Source organism: Polaromonas sp. 39-63-25 (assembly GCF_002278925.1).
In the GTDB taxonomy this organism is placed as follows: Bacteria; Pseudomonadota; Gammaproteobacteria; order Burkholderiales; family Burkholderiaceae_C; genus Polaromonas.
In genome coordinates, this window is record NZ_NCJH01000006.1 from 606642 (window position 1) to 627031 (window position 20390).

Sequence of the window (20390 nt, forward strand, 5' to 3'; positions counted from 1 at the left end):
CACAACTTGACGGGGCGCAAGCGAATGCGTCATGCGAAGAGCAAATAATGTGCTTTATGCATATGTCTGGTTTTGTCGCCCCATGACCCCCTCCCCCTCCAGACTCCGCCCGATGCGCGCCCCGTTGCTCTTGGCACTGGCCGTGCTGCTGTCCGGCTGCGCATCCCTGTCGCCGCAGGGCGGCGCGCTGCCGCAGACGCCGATTCCTGCGGCCTGGTCTGGCAGCGCCACCGCGCCGGCCGCCGCGACCTCGCTGGCGCATTGGTGGCAACGCTTCGACGACCCCTTGCTCGGCAGTCTGGTGACCCAGTCCCTGCAAGCCAATACCACGGTGCGCTCCGCGCAGGCGGCGCTGCAGCAGGCCAGAGCACTGCGTGATGTCAGTTCGGCCAATCTGTTGCCCAAACTCAACGCCGCGGGCTCTGCCCAGCGCAGCAAGTCAGGCGACAACGCGGCCGGCAATCTGTTCAAGGCGGGTTTTGATGCAAGCTGGGAGCCGGATGTGTTTGGCGGCAGGCGCAGCGCCCTGAGCGCCACCGAAGCCGATGCCCAGGCCGCACAGGCCAGCCTGGCCGACACACAGGTGTCCATTGCCGCCGAGGTGGCGGTGACCTATATCGAACTGCGCGGGCTGCAGGCGCGTCTGGCCATTGCGCGCAACAACCTGGCCAGCCAGAACGAAACGCAGCAGATCACCGACTGGCGGGTCCAGGCGGGACTGGCGTCCTCGCTCGACCTGGAGCAGGCACGTGCCGCCAGCGCACAAACCAGTGCGCAAATTCCGGCGCTGCAAACCAGTGCTGCGCAGGCGCAATACAGCCTGGCGGTGCTGACCGGCCGGGCGCCCGGCGCGTTGCAGGCCCTGTTGACCACCACCGGCCCCGTGCCGCAGGCCCCCGGCGAACTCGCACTCAGCATTCCCGCGGAAACCCTGCGCCAGCGCCCGGACGTGCGCGCGGCCGAACATCGCATCAGCGCCGCCCTGGCGCGCGTATCGCAGGCTGACGCCGCGCGTTATCCGGGTTTTCAGATCAGCGGCTCTCTCGGCCTGAGCGCCTTGAGCCTGGCCTCACTCACCACCGCCGGCACCGTGGTGAATGCCTTGCTGGCCAGTATTTCGGTGCCGCTGTTTGACGGCGGCGCGGCCCGCGCCCAGGTGCGCGCGCAGGAAGCCGCGCTGGAACAAACGCGCGTGAGTTACCAGGCGACGGTACTGACTGCGCTGAAAGACGTGGAGAACGCGCTGGTGTCGCTGCAAGGCAACCGGGAGCGGCTGGTCCGGCTGCAGGCGGCGGCGGACGCGGCGACCAATGCTGACTTGCTGGCCCGCCAGCGTTACGCCAGTGGGCTGATCGATTTTCGCTCGGTGCTGGAGACGCAGCGTACCCTGCTGTCGACCCAGGACAGCGTGGAAAGCACCCGCGCCAGCCTGAGCGCTGACCATGTGCGCCTTTACAAGGCCCTGGGCGGCGGCTGGACGCCCGAGCCGGGAACCGCCACGCGTTGACAGATATGCAGAGACGGCCCGAAGAACCTGCCTCCCATCACAAACACCGACCATGAACAGCCCCACCCCACCTGCATCCACGCCATCTGCCGCTGATCTGCAGACCCTGCTGAACGAGGACCGCGCCCGCCCCTGGTGGCAGCGCCCCACGCCATGGCTCATCGCGCTAGCCCTCCTCGTGCTTGCAGCGGGCCTGACCTACTGGCTGGCGCAAAAAAAGACCGGCGCCGCGCCGCACTATGTGACCGAAACCGTCCGCAAGGGCAATCTCACACTCAACGTACTGGCCAACGGCACGCTGCAACCGACACGCTCGGTGAACATCGGCAGCGAACTCTCGGGCACGGTCAAGCGCGTGCTGGTGGACGTGAACGATCGCATCAGGAAAGGCCAGGTGCTGGTCGAGCTGGACACGGCCAAACTGTCCGACCAGGTGCTGCGCTCGCGCGCTTCGCTGGCGGCCATGCAGGCCCAACTGGCCCAGAGCGCAGCCACCGTGAAGGAAACCCGGGCCGGTCTGACGCGTTTTGAGGAAGTGGCGCGTCTGTCCGGCGGCAAGGTGCCGTCGGCGACCGAACTCGACAGTGCCCGCGCCAGCGTGGACCGCGCCGTGGCCGCCGAGGCCAGCGCCCGCGCCAATGTGGCCGAGGCGCGCGCCGCTGCCTCCACCGACGAAACCAACCTCGCCAAGGCCTCGATCCGTTCACCGATTGACGGCGTGGTTCTGACGCGCACGGTCGATCCGGGCAACGCCGTGGCCGCCTCGCTGCAGGCGGTGACGCTGTTTACCGTGGCCGAAGATCTGGCTCAATTGCGCCTGGAAGTGAACGTCGACGAAGCTGACGTGGGTTCGGTCAAGGTCGGCCAGAAGGCCAGCTTTACCGTCAGCGCCTATCCGTCACGCCGTTACCCGGCCACCATCACCCGCGTGGCGTTCGGCTCCACCAAGACCGACAACGTGGTGACTTACGTGACCTATCTGGAGGTGAACAACACCGATCTGAGCCTGCGCCCCGGCATGACCGCGGCAGCCACCATCGTCGCCACCGAGCGCGTCGGCGTGTTGCTGGTGCCCAATACCGCGCTGCGCTTCACACCCACGCAGGTCGACAGCCCCGCCGCCGCAGCTTCCAGCGGCAGCTTTGTGTCCAAGCTCATGCCACGCATGCCACGCACAAGCGCGCGCAAGCCCGCCGACACCACGGGCGGCGCGGGAACCCGCCAGGTCTGGGTGCTCAAAGACAACCAGGCGGCGGCCGTTTCCGTCAAAACCGGCATCAGCGACGGCCGCATGACCGAAGTCACGGGCGATGGCCTGCAGGAAGGCATGGCCGTCATCACCGACCAGCAGACCGCCGGCGCAACGCCATGAGCGAGCCCGCCCGCAGCCTGCCGCTGATCCGTCTGCGCAACATCACCAAGGTGTATGGCGAAGGCGCGACGGCGCTGCAGGCCCTCAAGGGCGTTGATCTGGACATCGAAGCCGGCGATTTTGTCGCCATCATGGGCCCCAGTGGGTCGGGCAAGTCCACTGCCATGAACACCATGGGCTGTCTGGACACGCCGACAGCGGGCCAGTACCTGTTCCAGGGCGTGCATGTGGAATCGCTCACGCGCGACCAGCGCGCCTTGCTGCGACGGCGCTTTTTCGGCTTTGTGTTCCAGGGCTTCAACCTGCTGGCGCGTACCACCGCCCAGGAAAATGTGGAGCTGCCGCTGCTGTACCGGGGCGAATCAGCGGCTGCCCGGCATGCGGCGGCGGCCAGGGCGCTGGCCTCCGTCGGGCTGGCGGGCTGGGAACACCACACGCCTGCCGAGCTGTCGGGCGGTCAACAGCAGCGCGTGGCGATTGCGCGCGCCATCGTCACCGAGCCCGCCGTGCTGCTGGCCGACGAGCCCACCGGCAACCTGGACACCCAGCGCAGCCGCGAGATCATGGAGTTGCTGTGGCATCTCAACGTGGACCAGGGCATCACGGTGCTGATGGTCACGCATGAAGCCGACATGGCTGCCTATGCCAGGCGCATCGTGCGTTTTGTCGATGGCCTGGTGGCCAGCGACATCCGCAATGAGCACCCGGCCGGCCTGCAGGCGACGGAAACGGCCACCCCTGTCGCTGCGCCCATGACGGAGACCCGCTGATGCTGCTCAACACGCTGCTGCTGGCACTGCGTTCGATCCGGCGCAACCTGATGCGCTCGTTTTTGACCATTCTGGGCATTGTGATCGGCGTGAGCGCCGTCATCACCATGGTGACGCTGGGTAATGGTGCGACGCTGGCGGTGCAAAACCAGATTTCCGGCCTGGGCACCAACCTGCTGCAGGTTCGCCCCGGCCAGCGCATGGGGCCGGGCACGGGCGGCGGCACCGCGCCCTCCTTCAGCGAGCTCGATGCCGATGCCATCGCCACCCAGATTGGCGGGATCGCAGCGGTCGCGCCCGAGGCGCGCAGCAGTTCCACCCTGGTGGCCAATGGCCGCAACTGGACCAGCAGCGTCATCGGCAGCACCAATGCCTGGCTGGACACCGGCAACTGGAAGCTGGGAGATGGGCGCATGTTTTCCGACGACGAACTGCGGGCCGGCGCGGCGGTCTGCCTAATCGGCGAAACCGTGCGACGCGAGCTCTTTGGCACCCGCCCGGCCATCGGAGAACAGCTGCGCGTCAAACAGATTTCCTGCGAGGTGGTGGGCCTGCTGGCCTCCAAGGGTCAGGGCGCCTTCGGCAATGACCAGGACGACCTGGTGCTGGTGCCGATCAAGACGCTGCAGCGCCGCATCACCGGCAACACCCGCGTCAACACCCTGCTGGTGTCGATGAAGGAAGGCAGCGACGCCGACCGCCTGAAGGCCAGCCTGGCCCAGTTGCTGCGCGAACGCCGCAAGCTGGCCGATACCGACGAGGACAACTTCAACGTGCTGGACACCAAGCAACTGGCCGACACGCTGTCGGGCACGACCAAGGTCATGACCATGCTGCTGGGCGCGGTGGCGGCCGTGAGCCTGCTGGTGGGCGGCATCGGCATCATGAACATCATGCTGGTCAGCGTGACCGAGCGCACCCGCGAGATTGGCCTGCGGCTGGCGATCGGCGCGCTGGAGCGCGAGGTGCTGCTGCAGTTTTTGATAGAGGCGGTGGTGCTGGCAGCGCTGGGCGGCCTGATCGGCATCGTGCTGGCCACCGGCGCCTCCTTGGCGCTGGCGGCCGTGATGGATGTGCCCTACCTCTTCAACCCGGCTGTGAACCTGCTGTCCTTCCTGTTCTCGGCCGGCATAGGGGTGCTGTTCGGCTATTTTCCGGCCCGGCGCGCGGCGCGCATGGACCCCATCGACGCGTTGCGGCACGAATAAAACCCGGTGGCCCTCATGCCGTGGTCAAAAAACTCTGGTTGCGTTTGGCGAGCATGCTGTTCCCCATGCCCGCCTGCTCTGCACAACGCAGCAATAAGCCAAAAGGCCAGCCAGGCGTCGGTGGGCATCACCCCCTGGAGCCTGCGCTGAAGCGCACGGGTGACGGCCAGACCCGCTCATGCCACAGGAACCGTCCTGCCATCTGGACGGCCTTTCTGCAGGGACCCGGAAAGCCTGAAAACCCCGGGCAACGACCGCCTGGTCTTGACAAGGGTCAAGTGCACTTTGCCCGAAAAGGTGCCGAATGGGAGCCTGGCTTCAGCCGGTCTGTTGGGTCCAACCATCAGCCCCGGCAGGATCCGGCGCCGCAGGTGCAAGAAAGAAGAACTTTCAGCCAGACGCATCTACGGCATCCCTGCCGCAGGGGTTGCGGCATTTTTTTGACAGATGGAGATCTCCATGAAACCACTTTCATGCTCAATGGCGGTACTGCTGATGGCCGCTTCGGTTGCAGGACCCGTGCTGGCCAAAGGTCCATGGGCCGCCAACCCGGGGAACACCTGGGGTTACCAACTCATGACCCCGCAAGAGCGGACCGAGCACCAAGCCAGGATGCGCAGCTTCAAGAGCTACGAAGAGTGCAAGGCCTACCAGGAAGAAAACCACAAGCAGATGGAAGCACGCGCCAGGGAAAAAGGCACCCCCCTCCCGGCCATGCGGGCGGGCGGATTCGGCTGCGACAACATGAAGGCGCGTGGCTACCTGAAGTAAACCCGCCGAAGGCTGGCAGACAGTGCCGACTTGGCAGGCATGAACTCCGCCGGGTCCGGCGGAGCATGCTTCAACCCGGCTGCAGCCCCTTGGCGCTGACCGCCTGGTCCCCCTGCCGGGAATCCGCCAATTCGGCGCGCATCAACGGCAGGTGCTGCGGATACTCGCGCTGCATGAAATCGACCAGCCCCTCGCGCACATGGCAGCGCAGGTCCCAGTTCCGGCCGGAGCTGGCCGAGGTCACGAGCAGGCGCAGCTGCAGGGCACCCTCGCCCGCTTCCGTGACCTGCAGCTTGCACAGGCGCCGGTCCCAATCGGGTGACGCTTCGCACAGACGCTGCGCTTCGGCGCGCAGGGGCTCCATCGGCATGCGGTAGTCCACCCACAGGAACACCGTGCCGATGATGCTGGCGCTTTTGCGGGTCCAGTTCTGGAAGGGGTGCTCAATAAACCATTGCAGCGGAATGATGAGCCGGCGCTCGTCCCAGATCTTGAGCACCACATAGGTCCCGGTGATTTCCTCCACCCGGCCCCACTCGCCTTCCACGATCAGGACGTCGTCAAGCCGGATGGGTTGCGCCAGCGCAATCTGCAGCCCGGCAATCAGGTTGCTGAAAATCGGCCGGGCGGCAATCCCCACCACCAGGCCCACCACGCCGGCCGACGCCAGCAGACTGGTACCAAACTGCCGCGCCCCCGGGAAGGTCATCAGCATCAGGGCCAGCCCGGTCAGCACGACGGTGAACATCGCGGTTCGCGCCAGAAGGCGGGTCTGGGTGTGAATGCGGCGCGCGTGCAGGTTGTCTTCGACATCAACCGGGTGCAGGTCGGTGACGCCGTGCGCCACACCGCGAACGGCGCGCAGCCCCAGCCAGGTCAATGCCGTGAACAGCAACAGAGCATTGGCGTGGCGCACGCCGCCTATCAGCGCCAGGTCGTCGGGTGCGCCCTGCCAAACGGCCTGCAGGGCAATCAGCGGCAGCAGCAGTTGGGCCGGCGCCCTGCAATGCCGGACCACCGTCGCAGCGACCGGCATGGAACGTGTCAGCCGCAGCAGCACGGCCAGGCCCACACGATGCACCAGCAGGGCCAGCGCCACAGCAATACCCGCCACCAACAGAAGCCGCAGCGACGAATCTTCTGCCCAGGCCAGCATTTCCATCAGTTCCGGGTATTTCATGAAAGACGCCTTCAGGCCACGCGCGGTTTGACCCGCGAGGCAGCCAGCTTGGCCTGGGCCCGCGCAGTCTCCACATCGTCATCGAAGGCCAGCGCGACGCCCATGCGGCGCTTGACAAAACTCTCCGGCTTGCCGAACAGCCGGATGTCGGTGTTGGGTACGCGCAGTGCCTCGGCCACGCCGTCAAACACGATGCCCTGCGCATCCACACCGCCGTAGATCACGGCACTGGCGCCCGGGGTTTTGAGCGCCGTATTGACCGGCAGGCCAAGAATGGCTCGCGCATGCAGCTCGAACTCGTTTTGCCACTGTGTACACATCGTCACCATGCCGGTGTCGTGCGGCCGGGGGCTGACCTCGCTGAACCAGACCTCGTCGCCCTTGACGAACAGTTCGACGCCAAACAGGCCCAGACCGCCCGGCTTGCCGTCATGGCCCAACCCCAGGTTGTCGGTCACCGCCTTGCAGATGTCGCGGCTTTTCTGCAGCGCTCTGGAGGCCATGGGCTGCGGCTGCCAGCTTTCCACATAGTCCCCGCTGACCTGCACATGGCCGATCGGCTCGCAGAAATGGGTTTCGATCTGCCCATTCGCGCCCATGGCACGCACCGTAAGCTGGGTGATCTCGTAGTCAAAGTCGATGAAGCCCTCGACGATGACCCGGCCGTGGCTGACGCGGCCGCCGGCCATGGCATGGTCCCAGGCGGCCTTGACGTCGGCGGGACCGGAAATCTTGCTCTGGCCCTTGCCCGAGGAACTCATGACCGGCTTCACGACGCAGGGGTAGCCGATTTTGGCGTCGATCGCGGCCTGAAGTTCCGCCAGCGAATCGCAAAATACATAGGGGCTGGTCGGCAGGCCCAGGGTTTCGGCGGCCAGGCGGCGAATGCCTTCGCGGTCCATGGTCAGCCGGGCAGCCCGCGCGGTCGGCACCACACGGACCACGCCCGCCGCTTCGAGTTCTTCCAGCATCGGAGTGGCGATTGCCTCGATCTCGGGCACCACCAAGTGCGGCCTTTCCTTTTCAATCAGCGCCTTGAGCTGGGCCGGGTCGCTCATGGTGATGGTGCGTGCATGGTGCGCGACCTGCTGGCCCGGAGCGTTGTCGTAGCGATCAGTGGCGATGGTTTCCACGCCCAGACGCTGCAGCGCAATCAGCACTTCCTTGCCAAGCTCGCCGGAGCCGAGCAGCATGACTTTGGTTGCGTGGGGGGACAGGGGGGTGCCGAAGGTGGTCATGGGATGTGCAGGAGGTGGAGGGGTCGGAGGACAGGTCGCCATGCAAACGAGCCGTAAGCGAGGCGCCGTGACCAACACTTTACTTCACCGGGGAAAACACCTGGGCCCGGGGCCCGGTCCCCTTCAGCGGATGGCCCTACGGAACACGGTCGCGCGGATTCTGGATGACAATGGTTCTCATTGGCGCCCGCCTGCTTCAGAAAGCCCTTCTTGACCCAGCCCCTTCCCCCTCCCGCACGCCCGCAACCAGCGTCCAGCCCGGCGCCCGTCCGCCAGCGCCGTCCGCCGCGCCGCGTGGAAGTCAGCCGCATCGAGGTCCTGAGCCCGGCCATGCGCCGCATCACGCTCCAGGGTGCCGAACTCGAGGGCTTCGCGCCGGCCGGGCCCGCCAGCTATATCAAGCTGATCTTCCCTGAGCCGGGGCAAACCGAGCCGACCCGCTCTTTGCCGGACGGCCCGCGCGCCGTGTCCATGCGCACCTACACCCCGCTGGCGGTGCGGCCCGAGGCGCAGGAAGTCGATGTCGATTTTGTGCTGCACGGTGAAGGCCCGGCGTCGACCTGGGCGGCCCAGGCCACCGTCGGCCAGGTGCTGTTCCTGATGGGCCCCGGTCCCGGCTATGCCTTGGACAGCGCCGCCACGCAGCACCTGCTGATCGCCGATGCCAGCGCGCTGCCAGCGGTCGAAACCATTCTGGCCGCCCTGCCCGCCGGCGCCCATGCGCAGGTGCTGCTGGAAGTCATCAGCGATACCGAGCAGCGGCCGCTGCACAGCGCGGCGCAGCTTGACGTGGTCTGGCTGGCGCGCGGCACGGACCACCGGGCGGCGGGACAGGCCCTGGAAAAGGCGCTGCATGCTGCTGCGCCGATAGGCCCCGACACCCGTATTTACCTGGCCTGTGAGGCCGCGGCGATGCGTCGCATCCGCCAGTTGCTGATCACGGCGCTGGGCGTGAGCCGCAGCCAGATCGTGGGCCGGGGTTACTGGAAGCTGGACGTGGTCAACCACCCGGATCACGACTATGGTGAGGACGCCTGAAACCCGTGTCCGTTCAGCCGCTGTCCCGTACCGCGGCAGCAGCCCAGCGCAGGTCGGCAACAATAGCCGCATGAACCATCCCCTTCTCCAGATCCGGGGCCTGACCAAACACTACGGCAGCGCTGTGGTCGTGGACGACCTGTCCTTCGAGATTGCGCCCGGCGAATGCCTGGGCGTGATCGGCCCTAACGGCGCCGGAAAAACCACCACCATCCGCATGTGCCTGGGCCTGACCGCACCGGACACCGGCGACATCACTTATTTTGCGGACGGCCAGAACCGCGGTTTGCGCATGCCCGACGATGCGCTGGCGATCAAGGCCAGGCTGGGCGTGGTCAGCCAGTTCGACACGCTGGACCCGGACTTCAGCTGCGCGGAAAACCTGCAGGTCTATGGCCGCTATTTCGGCATGAAGGCGGCGCAGGTGCGCGCCCGCGTGCCGGCGCTGCTGGAATTTGCCTCGCTCTCGCACAAGGCCGGCAGCAAGCCCGGTGAACTGTCGGGCGGCATGAAGCGGCGCCTGAGTCTGGCGCGCGCCCTCGTCAACGACCCGAGCCTGCTGCTGCTCGACGAACCCACGACCGGGCTGGACCCGCAGGCGCGGCACCTGATGTGGGAGCGGCTGCAACTGCTGCTGCAACAGGGCAAGTCGATCCTGCTGACCACCCACTTCATGGACGAGGCCGAACGCCTGTGCTCGCGCCTGCTGGTGCTGGACCACGGCAAGAAGATCGCCGAAGGCAAACCGCGCGAGCTGATTGCGCTGCACCTGGAGCCCGACGTGGTGGAAGTGTATGGCGTCGGCGCACTGGAACTGGCCCGATCGGGTGAACATGCCGCGCTGCGGGCACTGGCTGCGCGAGTGGAGGTCAGCGGCGAAACCGTGTTTTTCTACACCCAGGACGCCCGTCCGCTGCTGGACCGCCTGGCGGCCCACGGCAGTTTGCGCACCCTGCACCGGCCCGCCAACCTGGAAGACCTGTTCCTCAAACTGACCGGCCGCCAGATCAGGGAGGACGCGTGATGAGCAGCGACAGTTCAAACAACCCGTCCATATGGCGCGCGCCGGACCTGTCAGCACGCTGGTGGCCTGTCTTCATGCGCAACCTGCTGGTCTGGCGCAAGCTGGCCATTCCCAGCCTGGTCGGCAACATTGCCGAGCCGCTGATGTGGCTGGTGGCTTTTGGCTACGGCATGGGCGCGCTGGTCGGCGAAGTCAGCGTGGGCGGCGACAGCGCAGCCAAAGTCCCCTACATCCTGTTCCTGGCCAGCGGCTCGATCTGCATGAGCGCCATGAACGCCGCCAGCTTCGAGGCGCTGTATTCGGCGTTTTCGCGCATGCATGTACAGAAAACCTGGGACGGGATCATGAATGCCCCGATCAGCCTGGACAGCGTGCTGCTGGCCGAAATGCTCTGGGCCGCCTTCAAGGCGCTGTTCACCGTGACGGCCATCCTCGGCGTGATGCTGGCCCTGGGCATCAGCCACAGCCCCAGGCTGCTGCTGGCCTGGCCGATTCTGCTGCTGGTCGGCATGATGTTTTCCTGCATAGCGCTGATCTTCAACGCACTGGCCAAGGGCTACGACTTCTTCACCTACTACTTCACGCTGGTGTTGACGCCCATGATGTTCCTGAGCGGCATCTTCTTTCCGCGCGAGCAGTTGCCGCCGCTGGTGCGCCTCATCTCCGACTGGTTGCCGCTGACCAACGCGGTGGAGATCATCCGCCCCATGTTCATGGACCAGTGGCCGGCTTCGCCGTGGCGGCATGGGCTGGTGCTGGTGGGCTACACCGTGGCGGGCTTCTGGGTGGCGCTGGCGCTGACGCGCCGGCGGTTCAGGGCCTGATCTGGAGATAACTTACCTGCAGGGTCCGGCGCCCTGGGAACAGGCCGTTGAAGTCGAGCCCGTCATTGAAGCAGTGGCTGCAGGCTGTTGTTGGGCGGCCATTTCAGGGGTTTTACCCCCAACAGGTGCACCGTCTTTTTCATCCCTGCGGTCAAACACAAGCGTCTGACCAAAGACCAGCTGAACCCAGGTCGGGTAGGTATAGGCTGTGCCCTTGTTGTGATCGATGATTGCCCCGATACCCCCACCGAAAATAATATTCCCGGCCATGCCGGCATTTGCGCGCGATATCGCCCGACCCGTGGCGTCCGGCTGGCCTTGCTGGACACAGGTGATATCCATGTCCTTGGAGGAGCGCCGGACCGACGTCGTGGTACCAGACTTCACGCTGGTGGAACCGTAATCGTTGCTGATTGAGCAGTCAGCACCCGCGATGGCTGTTCCAGAAGCTGTCTTCGTTTCAATTTTGAGAGGATGCGTCGAGTCGTTGACAATCGACGCACATCCAACCAGCGCCCACGCACAAAGCAGAACAAGCAGTTTTTTCAAGATAATCCCCTGATTTATGAACGCCCTCATTCCTCCCGGGTTTGAAGTGCGGACGAAGTTTAACCGCCCGTCCCGCCCTGCGCATTGTGAATTGTTGCCGGTTTGAGAGATGCTGAATCGTGGTATTGGTGTCCTTGACGCGCAGGCGCTTCCGGAGCTGAAAATAGCTGCACGCCCCGCCTGACGCTTTTATACTTTGGCGGCATGAACGCCTCCACGCCCGCCTCGCTGCTGTCGCCCGAGCTGATCGCCATGATGGACAAGGGCGTGTCTGTCAACGTGAGCTCCTGCAGCCTCGAGCTGCGACCGAGCATCATGCGGGCGGTGGGCAGCGCCATCACAGCCGGCTGCCAGACGGTCACAGTCTACGTGTCGCGACCCCAGTCCCGCCAGCTGATTCAGGACATTGCAACCACCGGCCTCATCGCCGTCGTGTTTTCAGAGCCGGCAACCCACCGCACGGTCCAGCTCAAGGCCAGCGGCGCCCGCATCCGCTGTGCAGAGCCCTCCGACGAAGCCGCGCTGGCGCGCTACCTGGCGTCGATGGAGCAGGAAGTCGGACGGGTGGGGTACGGCCCTGCATTCACCCAGGCCATGCTGGCCCATCGGCTGGAGGACGTGGTGGCCATCAGTTTCGAACCCCAGCAGGCTTTTGACCAGACGCCTGGCCCCAGGGCAGGAACGGCCCTGAACCCCAGGCCGGCAAGCGCAGCATGATCACGCCTACCCTTGCCGATATCCGTCCCTGCCTGGAAGGCGCGATCCCGGCCGTCATGGCAACCTGCGCTCTCGATGGAACCCCCAACGTCGCGTACATCTCACAGGTGTTCTACGCGGGCGAGCGACAGGTCGCCCTGTCTTTCCAGTTTTTCAACAAGACCCGGCAGAACATCCTGGCCAACCCGCATGCCACCGTGCTGGTATTGCATCCCGTGACGGCGGCATTCTTTCGCCTGCATATCCGCTACCTGCGCACGGAGACGCAGGGCCCGGTGTTTGAAGGCATGAAAGCACAACTGGCCGGCATCGCCTCACACAGTGGCATGGCGACTGTCTTCAAGCTGCGGGGTTCGGACATCTATGAGGTGCATGAGATCGAGCCTATTGCTGGCGAGCCACTGGCGGCCTTGCCACCGCGCGCCAATGTACTCACGGCGCTGCGCCGCGGCAGCGAGCGCCTGGCGCGCTGCACCGGGCTGGATGAGTTGCTCAATACAACCCTCGCCACCCTGGTCGACTTTCTGGACATCCGCCACGCCATGGTCCTGATGCTGGACGCCGGCACCCAGCGGCTCTACACCGTCGCCAGCTGCGGTTATGCCGTGTCGGGCGTGGGCTCTGAAATCGAGATGGGCAATGGCGTGATTGGCGTGGCAGCGCGGGAACGCACGCCTGTACGTATCACGCACATGACCAGTGCCCACCTCTACAGCCACGCCATTCGCAGCAGCCTGCGCGATCATGCGCCCGGGCTGCTGCTGGACACCGACATTCCTTATCCCGGACTGGCCGAGCCGCACAGCCAGCTGGCCGTACCCATTGAATCGGCCGGCAGGCTGCTGGGCGTGCTGTTCGCGGAGAGCCCGGAGGACCTGCGTTTCGGCTTTGAGGACGAGGATGCACTGGTCACCTTGGGCGGGCATCTGGGCGCCGCCATCGACCTGATGCAGGCCCGGCCCGACACACTGGATACGGCCTTCCCCCTGCCTGCAACACCCCCCGTTCCACCCGCAACCGGCACGGCCCTGAGGCTGCGACGGTTCAGCGCCAACGACAGCGTCTTTGTGAATGACAGTTACCTGATCAAGGGCGTGGCCGGCGCCATTTTCTGGAAACTGGCCAGCGACCATGCCCGGCATGGACGCACGGAATTTTCCAATCGGGAGTTGCGGCTGGACCCGGCCATTCAGCTGCCCGATGTGACCGACAACCTGGAAGCCCGGCTGCTGCTGCTGCAGCGTCGGCTCATTGACCATGGCCCGCACATTCGTATCGAGAAAACCGGGCGCGGCCGCTTCCGGCTACAGGTGATGCGCCCGCTCATCCTGCTGGAAGTCCAGGGCTGAGCCTGCCGGGTCAAGCCTCGACCAGGCCAGGCGCAGCCGCCAGCCCCAGGCCGCGTGTAAGCTTCGCCCACTCCGCGTCGCTCAGATGCGGGCGCACCGTGTCCATGGCCGCGGCAAACGCCGGAGCCGGCGCATGGGCCTGCATCTCGCCCATCATGGCCCGGCGCTCTGCCGGGTTCATGAAGGGCACCAGCCAGCGCAGGGTGTACATCATCTCTTCCGGTGGAATCGAAGCGACCAGTGCGCCGTGAATGTCCGCCAGCTCTGCGTCGGTATAACGCGACCACAGCACCGCGTTGTGCGCCGTTTCCTCCACATGCATGTGCTGGAAATTGCCTGCGATAAAAAGCGCAAGTTGCCGATACAGCTCCAGCGCCAGGCCTGCGCGTCCCGCCAGCGGCGACTTCAGCAAGGCGCCAGCCAGCGCGCCCAGGCCGGCAATATGCTGCTCATGCTCTTCGTGTTCATGGGCGATCACGTCGCTGGCACCGGGCGCACGCGCTTCCATGGCCGCATGAATGAACTGGTTTTCGTGCGCCAGATGCGAGGCGCAAAGATCCAGCAACTCACACACGCGCTGCGTGGTTGTGGCCAGTTCCAGGTCGTCATCGGTGTCCATTCGCCCCACGGCCAATAGCGTATCGGCCATCAGCGCACGCAGCGCCTTGTGGATGCCGGCATACAGATCCAGGCGGGAGGTCGGTTGTGCAGCGGCGAGCTGCGTCATCTCATGTGGGTGGATATTCATGGTGTCTTTTTTTCCCAGGCAAGGCCTGCTTGCGGCTTGACCGGCATGACGCACCACGCGCCAGCCATCAGAAAGCCAGGCAGGAAGTCTAGAAAGGGACGCCTGAGGACATCGCTAATTAATGCCTACGAGAACCTTAAAAAAACACTATTTACCGCTCCCGAATAGGGAAAACAGGGCTTCCCGGCGTCGGGCCGTCACCAGAGCATCCCCACTTCCGGCGACCAGGCTCAGGCGGGTGAAGCAAAACGCGCCGTGAGTTCACCCAGGTTCAGTTCTGCCAGCACCTCCTGTAGCCGCGCCTGTGCCTGCCGCGTCTTTGCAGCATTCGGCGCTGACGGCCGGCTTGCAATGATGAGCTCGTTTTTCATCGAATGCTCCCAGCCCACCAGTTCGGTCACCGTGACATCGTAGCCATGGGCTTCGAGCTGCAGGCAGCGCAGCACGTTGGTGATCTGGCTGCCGAATTCGCGCGTGTGCAGCGGGTGGCGCCAGAGTTCCGCGAGCGGCGTCTTCGACAAACTGAGGGCCTTGTTTTTGCGCAGCACGCCGGCCACCTCGGCCTGGCAGCAGGGCACCAGCACCATGTGGCGCGCCTGCTTGTGCAGGCCAAAGGCAATGGCGTCGTCGGTGGCGGTATCGCAGGCATGCAGGGCGGTGACGATATCCACCTGCGCCGGCAATTGGTCCGACACCGTGGCTTCCGCCACCAGGAGATTCAGAAACGTCATGCGCGCAAAGCCCAGCTTCTGCGCCAGCGTGCGCGACTTTTCCACCAGCTCGGCACGCGTCTCGATGCCATAGATATGGCCACCGGTCTTCTCGCCAGGATGCGCGACATTGAAAAACAGGTCGTAAAGAATGAAGCCCAGGTAGGACTTGCCGGCGCCGTGGTCGGCCAGGGTGAACGGCCGGCCCTTGGCGGAGACCTCCTCCAGCAGCGGTGCGATGAACTGGTACAGGTGGTAGACCTGCTTGAGCTTGCGCCGCGTGTCCTGGTTGAGCTTGCCCTCGCGCGTGAGGATGTGCAGCTCCTGGAGCAACTCGATGGACTGGCCGGGCCGGAGTTCTTCAATGACCTGGTCGGCTTTGGCGGGAGGCGCATGGCGGGCAGGCTTGCCGGTGCTGGGGGAACGGGGGTGTTGCATGGTCCCACAGTTTAGTAGCCCGCGCTCGGCATTGACGAAACCGCTGCAAAGCCCCTGCAACACCTCGATCCCAAATCAACTTGCACACAATTAAATTGTGTGCAATAATTTGACCCATGTCAGGAAAAACCACCACCTCTACCGACGCCATGCTGCTGCTGGACAACCAGCTCTGCTTCGCGCTGTATTCCACCTCGCTGGCCATGACCAAGCTGTACAAGCCCCTGCTCGACGAACTCGGGTTGACCTATCCGCAGTACCTGGCCATGCTGGTGCTGTGGGAAAAAGACGGGCTGATGGTCTCCGAACTCGGGGAACGCCTTTACCTTGATTCGGGCACCCTCACCCCCCTGCTCAAGCGCCTGGAAGTGTCGGGGCTGATTTCCCGCATACGCGCCGTGGAAGACGAGCGCCGTGTCCACATCACACTGACCGCGGCAGGCCGCAAGCTCAAAAGCCGGGCCGCAAAAATTCCCGGCTGCATCCTGGAGGCCAGCCAGTGTTCCATTCCCGAACTGACAGCGCTGACCCAGCAAATGCGGGCCCTGCGCCAGCGGCTGGTCGCGTAAACCCTTTCCCGTTTTCAACCCGCTTCACTCCCGAAGCATCTTTTCAAGGAAATCACCATGACAACCCAACTCGAAAAAGTCCTCTACACCGCCCACGCCCACACCACTGGCGGGCGTGACGGCAAGTCCAAAACCGACGATGGCCGCCTGGACGTCACGCTGAGCTCGCCTGGCACCGCCGGCACCGGCACCAACCCCGAGCAGCTGTTTGCGGCTGGTTACTCCGCCTGCTTCATCGGCGCCATGAAGGCCGTGGCCGGCATGAAAAAGATTGCGCTGCCGGACGACCTGAGCATTGACGCCAGCGTGGACCTGGGCAAGATCCCCGCCGGTTACGGCATCGCTGTCCGCCTGGACATCAGCCTTCCCGGCATGGACCGCACCGCCGCACAGGCGCTGGTCGATGCCGCCCACCAGGTGTGCCCCTACTCGAACGCCACCCGCGGCAACATCGACGTGACCCTCACCCTGGTCTGAGCCGGACGATGAACAGGCGCCTGATTCCCAACGTCGCCCTTGCTCTGGTGGCGATTGAGCATGTCTACATCCTGATTCTGGAAATGTTCCTCTGGAACAAGCCGCCCGGATTGAAAACCTTCAATCTCACGCGGGAGTTTGCCGATGCGAGCCAGGCTCTGGCCGCCAACCAGGGGCTGTACAACGGCTTTCTCGCGGCGGGTCTTTTCTTCGGGCTGTTCACGGGCAACCGCACGTTCAAGCTCTTCTTCCTGGCATGCGTGATCGTGGCCGGCGTCTTTGGTGCAGCCACGGCCGCGCCGAAGATCTTCTTCACCCAGGCCCTGCCCGCGATCATCGCGCTGGCACTGGTGTTGTGGCTGGACAAGCCTGCGGCCAGAAGTTAGACGTCCCTGTCGCCAAAGCGGCCCGCTGGTCTTGAGCCAGCGGGCTTTTTCGTTTAAGTTGCCGACATGAGCACCACCACCCTTCTTGTCCGAAAAAACGATCTGGCCAGCACGCGGCTGGAAACGGCCGAAGACGCCCCGCTGGCCGTTGGCCAGGTGCGCATGCGTGTCGAAGCCTTTGCGCTGACCTCCAACAACATCACCTATGCCGCCTTTGGCGACGCCATGAATTACTGGCAGTTCTTCCCAACGGGTGAAGAAGGCTGGGGCACCATTCCGGTGTGGGGCTTTGGCAGTGTGGTGCAGTCGCTGCATCCCGGAGTGGCTGTGGGCGAGCGGCTCTACGGCTACTACCCCATGGCGTCGGCCACCGTGCTCACGCCGGCGCGCCTGGCCACCGCCGGCTTTCACGACGGCGCGCCGCACCGGCGCGAACTGCACCCTGTCTACAACCAGTACCTGCGCTGCAGCGCCGACCCGTTTTACACACCTGCCACCGAAGACATCCAGGCCCTGTTGCGGCCGCTGTTCATCACCTCCTTCCTGATCGACGACTTCCTGGCCGACAATGACTTTTTCGGCGCCAACGTGATGCTGCTTTCAAGTGCATCCAGCAAGACCGCCTATGGCACAGCCTTCCAGCTGGCCCAGCGCCCGGGCATCGAAGTCATCGGGCTGACGTCGCCGGCGAATGTGGCTTTTTGCGAAAGCCTGGGTTGTTACAGCCGGGTGCTGACTTATGACCAGCTCGACCAGATCGCAGCGGATGCAGCCTGCATCTATGTGGACTTTGCCGGCAACGCCGGGCTGCGCCTTGCCATCCACACCCGCTTTGCGAATCTGAAATACAGCTGCTCCATAGGTGGTACCCATGTGGCCGAGCTGGGCGGCGCCCGGGATCTGCCGGGTCCGCGCGCCACCTTGTTTTTTGCACCGGCGCAAATCAAGAAGCGCAGCGCCGACTGGGGCGCAGAAGGCCTGGGCCAGCGCTTGGTGCAGGCCTGGCAGACGTTCAGCCAGCGTGCGACACAAGCGCCTTCGCCCTGGCTGATCACGCAGCACCACCGGGGTGCCGACGCCGTCACCGCGGCCTACCAGCAGGTGCTGGCCGGCAAGGGCGATCCGCGCGTTGGGCATATCCTGACACTGTGACGCGGCTGGGGGCAATGGCGGTTTGCTATTATTTCAATAGCTGCTTTCGCACATCCATCAAGGGCTAGAGCCACTTTTTACTTGAAATTTCGGGGCAGATCCGGATTACAACGACAATGAGGGCATGACCGAACAACCCCTGGCTGCACCGACTCCCGACGCCGTCCACGCCTACGAAAAACTCACGCCCGACGTGGTACTGGACGCACTGGCCAGCGTGGGCCTGTATGGCGACGGACGCCTGATGGCGCTCTCCAGTTATGAAAACCGCGTCTACCAGGTCCACCTGGAGGCGCCGGCGGGCGCGGGCTCTGCGGCGGGTGACATCGTGGTCGTCAAGTTCTACCGGCCCGGCCGCTGGAGCGATGTGCAGATCCTCGAAGAACATGAATTTGCCGCCGAACTGATGGCTGCGGAAATTCCTGTCGTTGGCGCCCTGGCGCTGGGTGGCAGCACCCTGCACCACTTCAACGGTTTCAGCTTCAGCGTGTCGCCGCGCCGCGGCGGCCGCCGGCCCGAGCTGGAGGACCTCAGCGTGCTCGAATGGATTGGCCGCTTCCTCGCGCGCATCCACACGGTCGGCAGCGCCAAGCCCTTCAAACACCGGCCGGCGCTGAACCTGCAGACCTTTGCCTACGCCAGCCGCGACCTGCTGCTGGCGGGCAACCACCTGCCGCTGGACATGGCGTCGCGCTGGCTCAAGGCGTTCGAAGAAGCGATGAACGTGGCGCAGGCCGTGTTTGAAAGCGTCGGCGATGTCCGCACGCTGCGCTTGCACGGCGACTGCCACCCCGGCAACATCCTGTGGACGCCCGAGGGCCTGGAAGGCGCTGGCCCGCACTTTGTCGACCTCGACGACGCACGCAGCGGCCCGGCCGTGCAAGACCTCTGGATGCTGCTGTCCGGCGAACGCGCGCAGTGCCTGCAACAGCTCGGCGCCCTGGTGGACGGGTACGAGGAGTTCCGCGAGTTCGATCGCCGCGAGCTGGCGCTGATCGAACCGCTGCGCACCCTGCGGCTGGTGCATTACAGTGCCTGGCTGGCCCAGCGCTGGCACGACCCGATTTTTCCGATCAACTTCCCCTGGTTCGGCTCCAGCGACTACTGGAAAGGCCAGGTCGACATGCTGGAAGAACAGACGGAAGCCATGCAGGAAGCGCCGCTAGTGGCGTAATTTTTGGTTGACATTGGTTCCAATATATTGGAAACTTTTTCCACCATGAAAGAAAAGTCTTCGGACAGCCTAAATACACGCATTGCACAGCGCGTGCGTGACCTGCGCGCTGCGCGCGGCCTCTCGCTGGACGAGCTGGCGACGCGCTGTGGCGTCAGCCGCTCCATGCTTTCGCTGATCGAGCGAGGAGAAAGCAGCCCCACGGCGGTTGTGCTGGAGAAACTGGCGACCGGACTGAATGTGCCTCTTGCATCGCTTTTTGAAGTCCCCCAGCCATCGGATAACCCGGTGGCGCGCTGGGCCGACCAACCCTCCTGGAGCGACCCGCATTCCGGTTATGTACGCCGAAACGTATCGCCCAGCACTAGCGAGTCACCTATCCAGATCGTGGAGGTGTCGTTTCCACCCAAAGCGCGCGTGGCTTATGAAACCGGCGCGCGGGAAGTGCAAATCCACCAACAGGTGTGGGTACTGGAGGGCGCCATCGATGTCACCGTCGGCGACGCACTGCACCAGCTCGGCACCGGCGACTGCCTGGCGTTGGTGCTGGACCGGCCTGTGACTTATCACAACCCGACTCGCAAGACCGCGCGTTACGCCGTGGTGATCACCACCACTCCCACCTCCCGGAGATGACATGCCCACAAAAAACTCTGTTGACCACCCCCGCACCTACCGCCTCGAAACCGTGACCGAAGGCCAGCTACAGTCGCTGTCCGACCTGCTGATCGATTGTGTGGACGGTGGCGCCTCAGTAAGTTTCATGCATCCCCTGTCCATGGACAAGGCGCTGGCGTTCTGGCGCGGTGTGGCGGACAGCTCAGCCCGGGGAGAACGGGCGCTGCTGGTGGCCGAAGATGCCGCAGGCATCGTGGGTACCGTGCAGGTGATTCTGGACCAGCCCGAGAATCAGCCGCACCGCGCCGACGTGGCAAAAATGCTGGTGCATCGCCGGGCGCGGCGCCAGGGCTTGGGTGAAGCGCTGATGCAGGCTGCCGAGCAGGTCGCGCGCGAATACGGCAAAACCCTGCTGGTGCTGGACACTGCCAGCGACGATGCCGAGCGGCTTTATGCGCGGCTGGGCTGGCAACGCTGCGGAGTGATTCCGGGTTACGCGCTTTTCCCGAATGGTGAGCCGTGCGATACGACTTACTTCTACCGCTCGCTCAACCACTGAATTTGGCCGAGC

The 20390-nt window shown here is 64.7% G+C and carries 22 protein-coding genes; 17 read left to right on the forward strand and 5 right to left on the reverse strand.

Going from position 1 to position 20390, the window contains the following annotated elements:
* Positions 1–82 precede the first annotated feature (82 nt).
* From B7X65_RS09370 to B7X65_RS09390, 5 genes are all read left to right on the forward strand, one after another.
* Positions 83–1507, forward strand: a complete 1425-nt coding sequence (locus tag B7X65_RS09370) for an efflux transporter outer membrane subunit (protein WP_293594016.1) — start codon at positions 83–85, stop codon at positions 1505–1507.
* Positions 1508–1559: 52 nt separating this feature from the next.
* Complete coding sequence (locus B7X65_RS09375; protein ID WP_293594017.1) at positions 1560–2879, forward strand: efflux RND transporter periplasmic adaptor subunit; 1320 nt, start codon at positions 1560–1562, stop codon at positions 2877–2879.
* Positions 2876–3649 carry an ABC transporter ATP-binding protein gene (locus B7X65_RS09380; RefSeq protein WP_293594018.1) on the forward strand — a complete coding sequence of 258 codons (774 nt, stop codon included), beginning with the start codon at positions 2876–2878 and terminating at the stop codon, positions 3647–3649. Before B7X65_RS09375 ends, B7X65_RS09380 begins: the two co-directional genes overlap by 4 nt.
* A complete protein-coding gene (locus B7X65_RS09385) occupies positions 3649–4857 on the forward strand; it encodes an ABC transporter permease (protein WP_293594019.1) in 1209 nt (402 codons plus the stop codon). The genes B7X65_RS09380 and B7X65_RS09385 overlap by 1 nt, the downstream gene beginning before the upstream one ends.
* Before the next feature lie 459 nt (positions 4858–5316).
* Positions 5317–5628 carry a hypothetical protein gene (locus tag B7X65_RS09390; protein ID WP_293594020.1) on the forward strand — a complete coding sequence of 104 codons (312 nt, stop codon included), beginning with the start codon at positions 5317–5319 and terminating at the stop codon, positions 5626–5628.
* Between the two features lie 70 nt (positions 5629–5698).
* On the opposite strand, the gene B7X65_RS09395 is transcribed toward B7X65_RS09390, so the two are convergent.
* Together B7X65_RS09395 and purT are read right to left on the reverse strand one after the other, a co-directional pair.
* Positions 5699–6790: a mechanosensitive ion channel domain-containing protein gene (locus tag B7X65_RS09395; RefSeq protein WP_293594112.1), complete on the reverse strand. Its 1092-nt coding sequence runs from the start codon at positions 6788–6790 to the stop codon at positions 5699–5701.
* 29 nt (positions 6791–6819) lie between these two features.
* Positions 6820–8046, reverse strand: a complete 1227-nt coding sequence (gene purT, locus B7X65_RS09400; RefSeq protein ID WP_293594021.1) for a formate-dependent phosphoribosylglycinamide formyltransferase — start codon at positions 8044–8046, stop codon at positions 6820–6822.
* A gap of 210 nt (positions 8047–8256) precedes the next feature.
* On the opposite strand from purT, the gene B7X65_RS09405 reads away from it, so the two are divergent.
* The 3 genes from B7X65_RS09405 to B7X65_RS09415 all read left to right on the forward strand — a co-directional run bounded on the left by B7X65_RS09405 (position 8257) and on the right by B7X65_RS09415 (position 10932).
* Entirely contained in the window at positions 8257–9084 is an 828-nt protein-coding gene (locus B7X65_RS09405; RefSeq protein ID WP_293594022.1) for a siderophore-interacting protein, read from the forward strand.
* 70 nt (positions 9085–9154) lie between these two features.
* A complete protein-coding gene (locus B7X65_RS09410) occupies positions 9155–10108 on the forward strand; it encodes an ATP-binding cassette domain-containing protein (protein ID WP_293594023.1) in 954 nt (317 codons plus the stop codon).
* Positions 10108–10932, forward strand: coding sequence for an ABC transporter permease (locus B7X65_RS09415; RefSeq protein WP_293594024.1), 825 nt, complete (start codon positions 10108–10110; stop codon positions 10930–10932). Before B7X65_RS09410 ends, B7X65_RS09415 begins: the two co-directional genes overlap by 1 nt.
* A 12-nt stretch (positions 10933–10944) precedes the next feature.
* Here the strand turns inward: B7X65_RS09415 and B7X65_RS09420 are convergent, their stop codons facing one another.
* Complete coding sequence (locus B7X65_RS09420; RefSeq protein ID WP_293594025.1) at positions 10945–11481, reverse strand: hypothetical protein; 537 nt, start codon at positions 11479–11481, stop codon at positions 10945–10947.
* Positions 11482–11685: 204 nt separating this feature from the next.
* Between B7X65_RS09420 and B7X65_RS09425 the strand changes: the two genes are divergently transcribed.
* On the forward strand, positions 11686–12198 hold the full coding sequence (locus B7X65_RS09425) for a hypothetical protein (protein WP_293594026.1): 513 nt from the start codon (positions 11686–11688) through the stop codon (positions 12196–12198).
* The gene (locus tag B7X65_RS09430) at positions 12195–13547 is read left to right on the forward strand and encodes a GAF domain-containing protein (protein WP_293594027.1); all 1353 of its coding nucleotides are present in this window, start codon (positions 12195–12197) and stop codon (positions 13545–13547) included. Before B7X65_RS09425 ends, B7X65_RS09430 begins: the two co-directional genes overlap by 4 nt.
* A gap of 10 nt (positions 13548–13557) precedes the next feature.
* On the opposite strand, the gene B7X65_RS09435 is transcribed toward B7X65_RS09430, so the two are convergent.
* Both B7X65_RS09435 and B7X65_RS09440 read right to left on the reverse strand, forming a co-directional pair.
* Positions 13558–14295, reverse strand: coding sequence for a hemerythrin domain-containing protein (locus tag B7X65_RS09435; RefSeq protein WP_293594028.1), 738 nt, complete (start codon positions 14293–14295; stop codon positions 13558–13560).
* A 230-nt stretch (positions 14296–14525) separates the two neighbouring features.
* On the reverse strand, positions 14526–15443 hold the full coding sequence (locus B7X65_RS09440; protein WP_293594029.1) for an SAM-dependent methyltransferase: 918 nt from the start codon (positions 15441–15443) through the stop codon (positions 14526–14528).
* Between the two features lie 116 nt (positions 15444–15559).
* Between B7X65_RS09440 and B7X65_RS09445 the strand changes: the two genes are divergently transcribed.
* The 7 genes from B7X65_RS09445 to B7X65_RS09475 all read left to right on the forward strand — a co-directional run bounded on the left by B7X65_RS09445 (position 15560) and on the right by B7X65_RS09475 (position 20378).
* Positions 15560–16012: a MarR family transcriptional regulator gene (locus tag B7X65_RS09445; protein WP_293594030.1), complete on the forward strand. Its 453-nt coding sequence runs from the start codon at positions 15560–15562 to the stop codon at positions 16010–16012.
* Between the two features lie 57 nt (positions 16013–16069).
* Positions 16070–16489: an organic hydroperoxide resistance protein gene (locus B7X65_RS09450; protein WP_293594031.1), complete on the forward strand. Its 420-nt coding sequence runs from the start codon at positions 16070–16072 to the stop codon at positions 16487–16489.
* A gap of 8 nt (positions 16490–16497) precedes the next feature.
* On the forward strand, positions 16498–16875 hold the full coding sequence (locus B7X65_RS09455; RefSeq protein ID WP_293594032.1) for a DUF1304 domain-containing protein: 378 nt from the start codon (positions 16498–16500) through the stop codon (positions 16873–16875).
* 66 nt (positions 16876–16941) lie between these two features.
* Complete coding sequence (locus tag B7X65_RS09460; protein WP_293594033.1) at positions 16942–18027, forward strand: DUF2855 family protein; 1086 nt, start codon at positions 16942–16944, stop codon at positions 18025–18027.
* A gap of 124 nt (positions 18028–18151) precedes the next feature.
* Positions 18152–19201: a serine/threonine protein kinase gene (locus B7X65_RS09465; RefSeq protein WP_293594034.1), complete on the forward strand. Its 1050-nt coding sequence runs from the start codon at positions 18152–18154 to the stop codon at positions 19199–19201.
* Positions 19202–19246: 45 nt separating this feature from the next.
* Positions 19247–19837, forward strand: coding sequence for an XRE family transcriptional regulator (locus B7X65_RS09470; protein WP_293594035.1), 591 nt, complete (start codon positions 19247–19249; stop codon positions 19835–19837).
* 1 nt (position 19838) lies between these two features.
* Positions 19839–20378 carry a GNAT family N-acetyltransferase gene (locus tag B7X65_RS09475; RefSeq protein WP_293594036.1) on the forward strand — a complete coding sequence of 180 codons (540 nt, stop codon included), beginning with the start codon at positions 19839–19841 and terminating at the stop codon, positions 20376–20378.
* Positions 20379–20390: the final 12 nt, after the last annotated feature.

Coding starts and splice junctions, on each gene's coding strand:
- B7X65_RS09460 (WP_293594033.1), top strand. CDS start 16,942: ATGAGCACCACCACCCTTCTTGTCCGAAAAAACGATCTGGCCAGCACG.
- B7X65_RS09465 (WP_293594034.1), top strand. CDS start 18,152: ATGACCGAACAACCCCTGGCTGCACCGACTCCCGACGCCGTCCACGCC.
- B7X65_RS09425 (WP_293594026.1), top strand. CDS start 11,686: ATGAACGCCTCCACGCCCGCCTCGCTGCTGTCGCCCGAGCTGATCGCC.
- B7X65_RS09440 (WP_293594029.1), bottom strand. CDS start 15,443: ATGCAACACCCCCGTTCCCCCAGCACCGGCAAGCCTGCCCGCCATGCG.
- B7X65_RS09390 (WP_293594020.1), top strand. CDS start 5,317: ATGAAACCACTTTCATGCTCAATGGCGGTACTGCTGATGGCCGCTTCG.
- B7X65_RS09445 (WP_293594030.1), top strand. CDS start 15,560: ATGTCAGGAAAAACCACCACCTCTACCGACGCCATGCTGCTGCTGGAC.
- B7X65_RS09395 (WP_293594112.1), bottom strand. CDS start 6,790: ATGGAAATGCTGGCCTGGGCAGAAGATTCGTCGCTGCGGCTTCTGTTG.
- B7X65_RS09475 (WP_293594036.1), top strand. CDS start 19,839: ATGCCCACAAAAAACTCTGTTGACCACCCCCGCACCTACCGCCTCGAA.
- B7X65_RS09410 (WP_293594023.1), top strand. CDS start 9,155: ATGAACCATCCCCTTCTCCAGATCCGGGGCCTGACCAAACACTACGGC.
- B7X65_RS09435 (WP_293594028.1), bottom strand. CDS start 14,295: ATGAATATCCACCCACATGAGATGACGCAGCTCGCCGCTGCACAACCG.
- B7X65_RS09375 (WP_293594017.1), top strand. CDS start 1,560: ATGAACAGCCCCACCCCACCTGCATCCACGCCATCTGCCGCTGATCTG.
- B7X65_RS09385 (WP_293594019.1), top strand. CDS start 3,649: ATGCTGCTCAACACGCTGCTGCTGGCACTGCGTTCGATCCGGCGCAAC.
- purT (WP_293594021.1), bottom strand. CDS start 8,046: ATGACCACCTTCGGCACCCCCCTGTCCCCCCACGCAACCAAAGTCATG.
- B7X65_RS09415 (WP_293594024.1), top strand. CDS start 10,108: ATGAGCAGCGACAGTTCAAACAACCCGTCCATATGGCGCGCGCCGGAC.
- B7X65_RS09450 (WP_293594031.1), top strand. CDS start 16,070: ATGACAACCCAACTCGAAAAAGTCCTCTACACCGCCCACGCCCACACC.
- B7X65_RS09380 (WP_293594018.1), top strand. CDS start 2,876: ATGAGCGAGCCCGCCCGCAGCCTGCCGCTGATCCGTCTGCGCAACATC.
- B7X65_RS09370 (WP_293594016.1), top strand. CDS start 83: ATGACCCCCTCCCCCTCCAGACTCCGCCCGATGCGCGCCCCGTTGCTC.
- B7X65_RS09430 (WP_293594027.1), top strand. CDS start 12,195: ATGATCACGCCTACCCTTGCCGATATCCGTCCCTGCCTGGAAGGCGCG.
- B7X65_RS09470 (WP_293594035.1), top strand. CDS start 19,247: ATGAAAGAAAAGTCTTCGGACAGCCTAAATACACGCATTGCACAGCGC.
- B7X65_RS09455 (WP_293594032.1), top strand. CDS start 16,498: ATGAACAGGCGCCTGATTCCCAACGTCGCCCTTGCTCTGGTGGCGATT.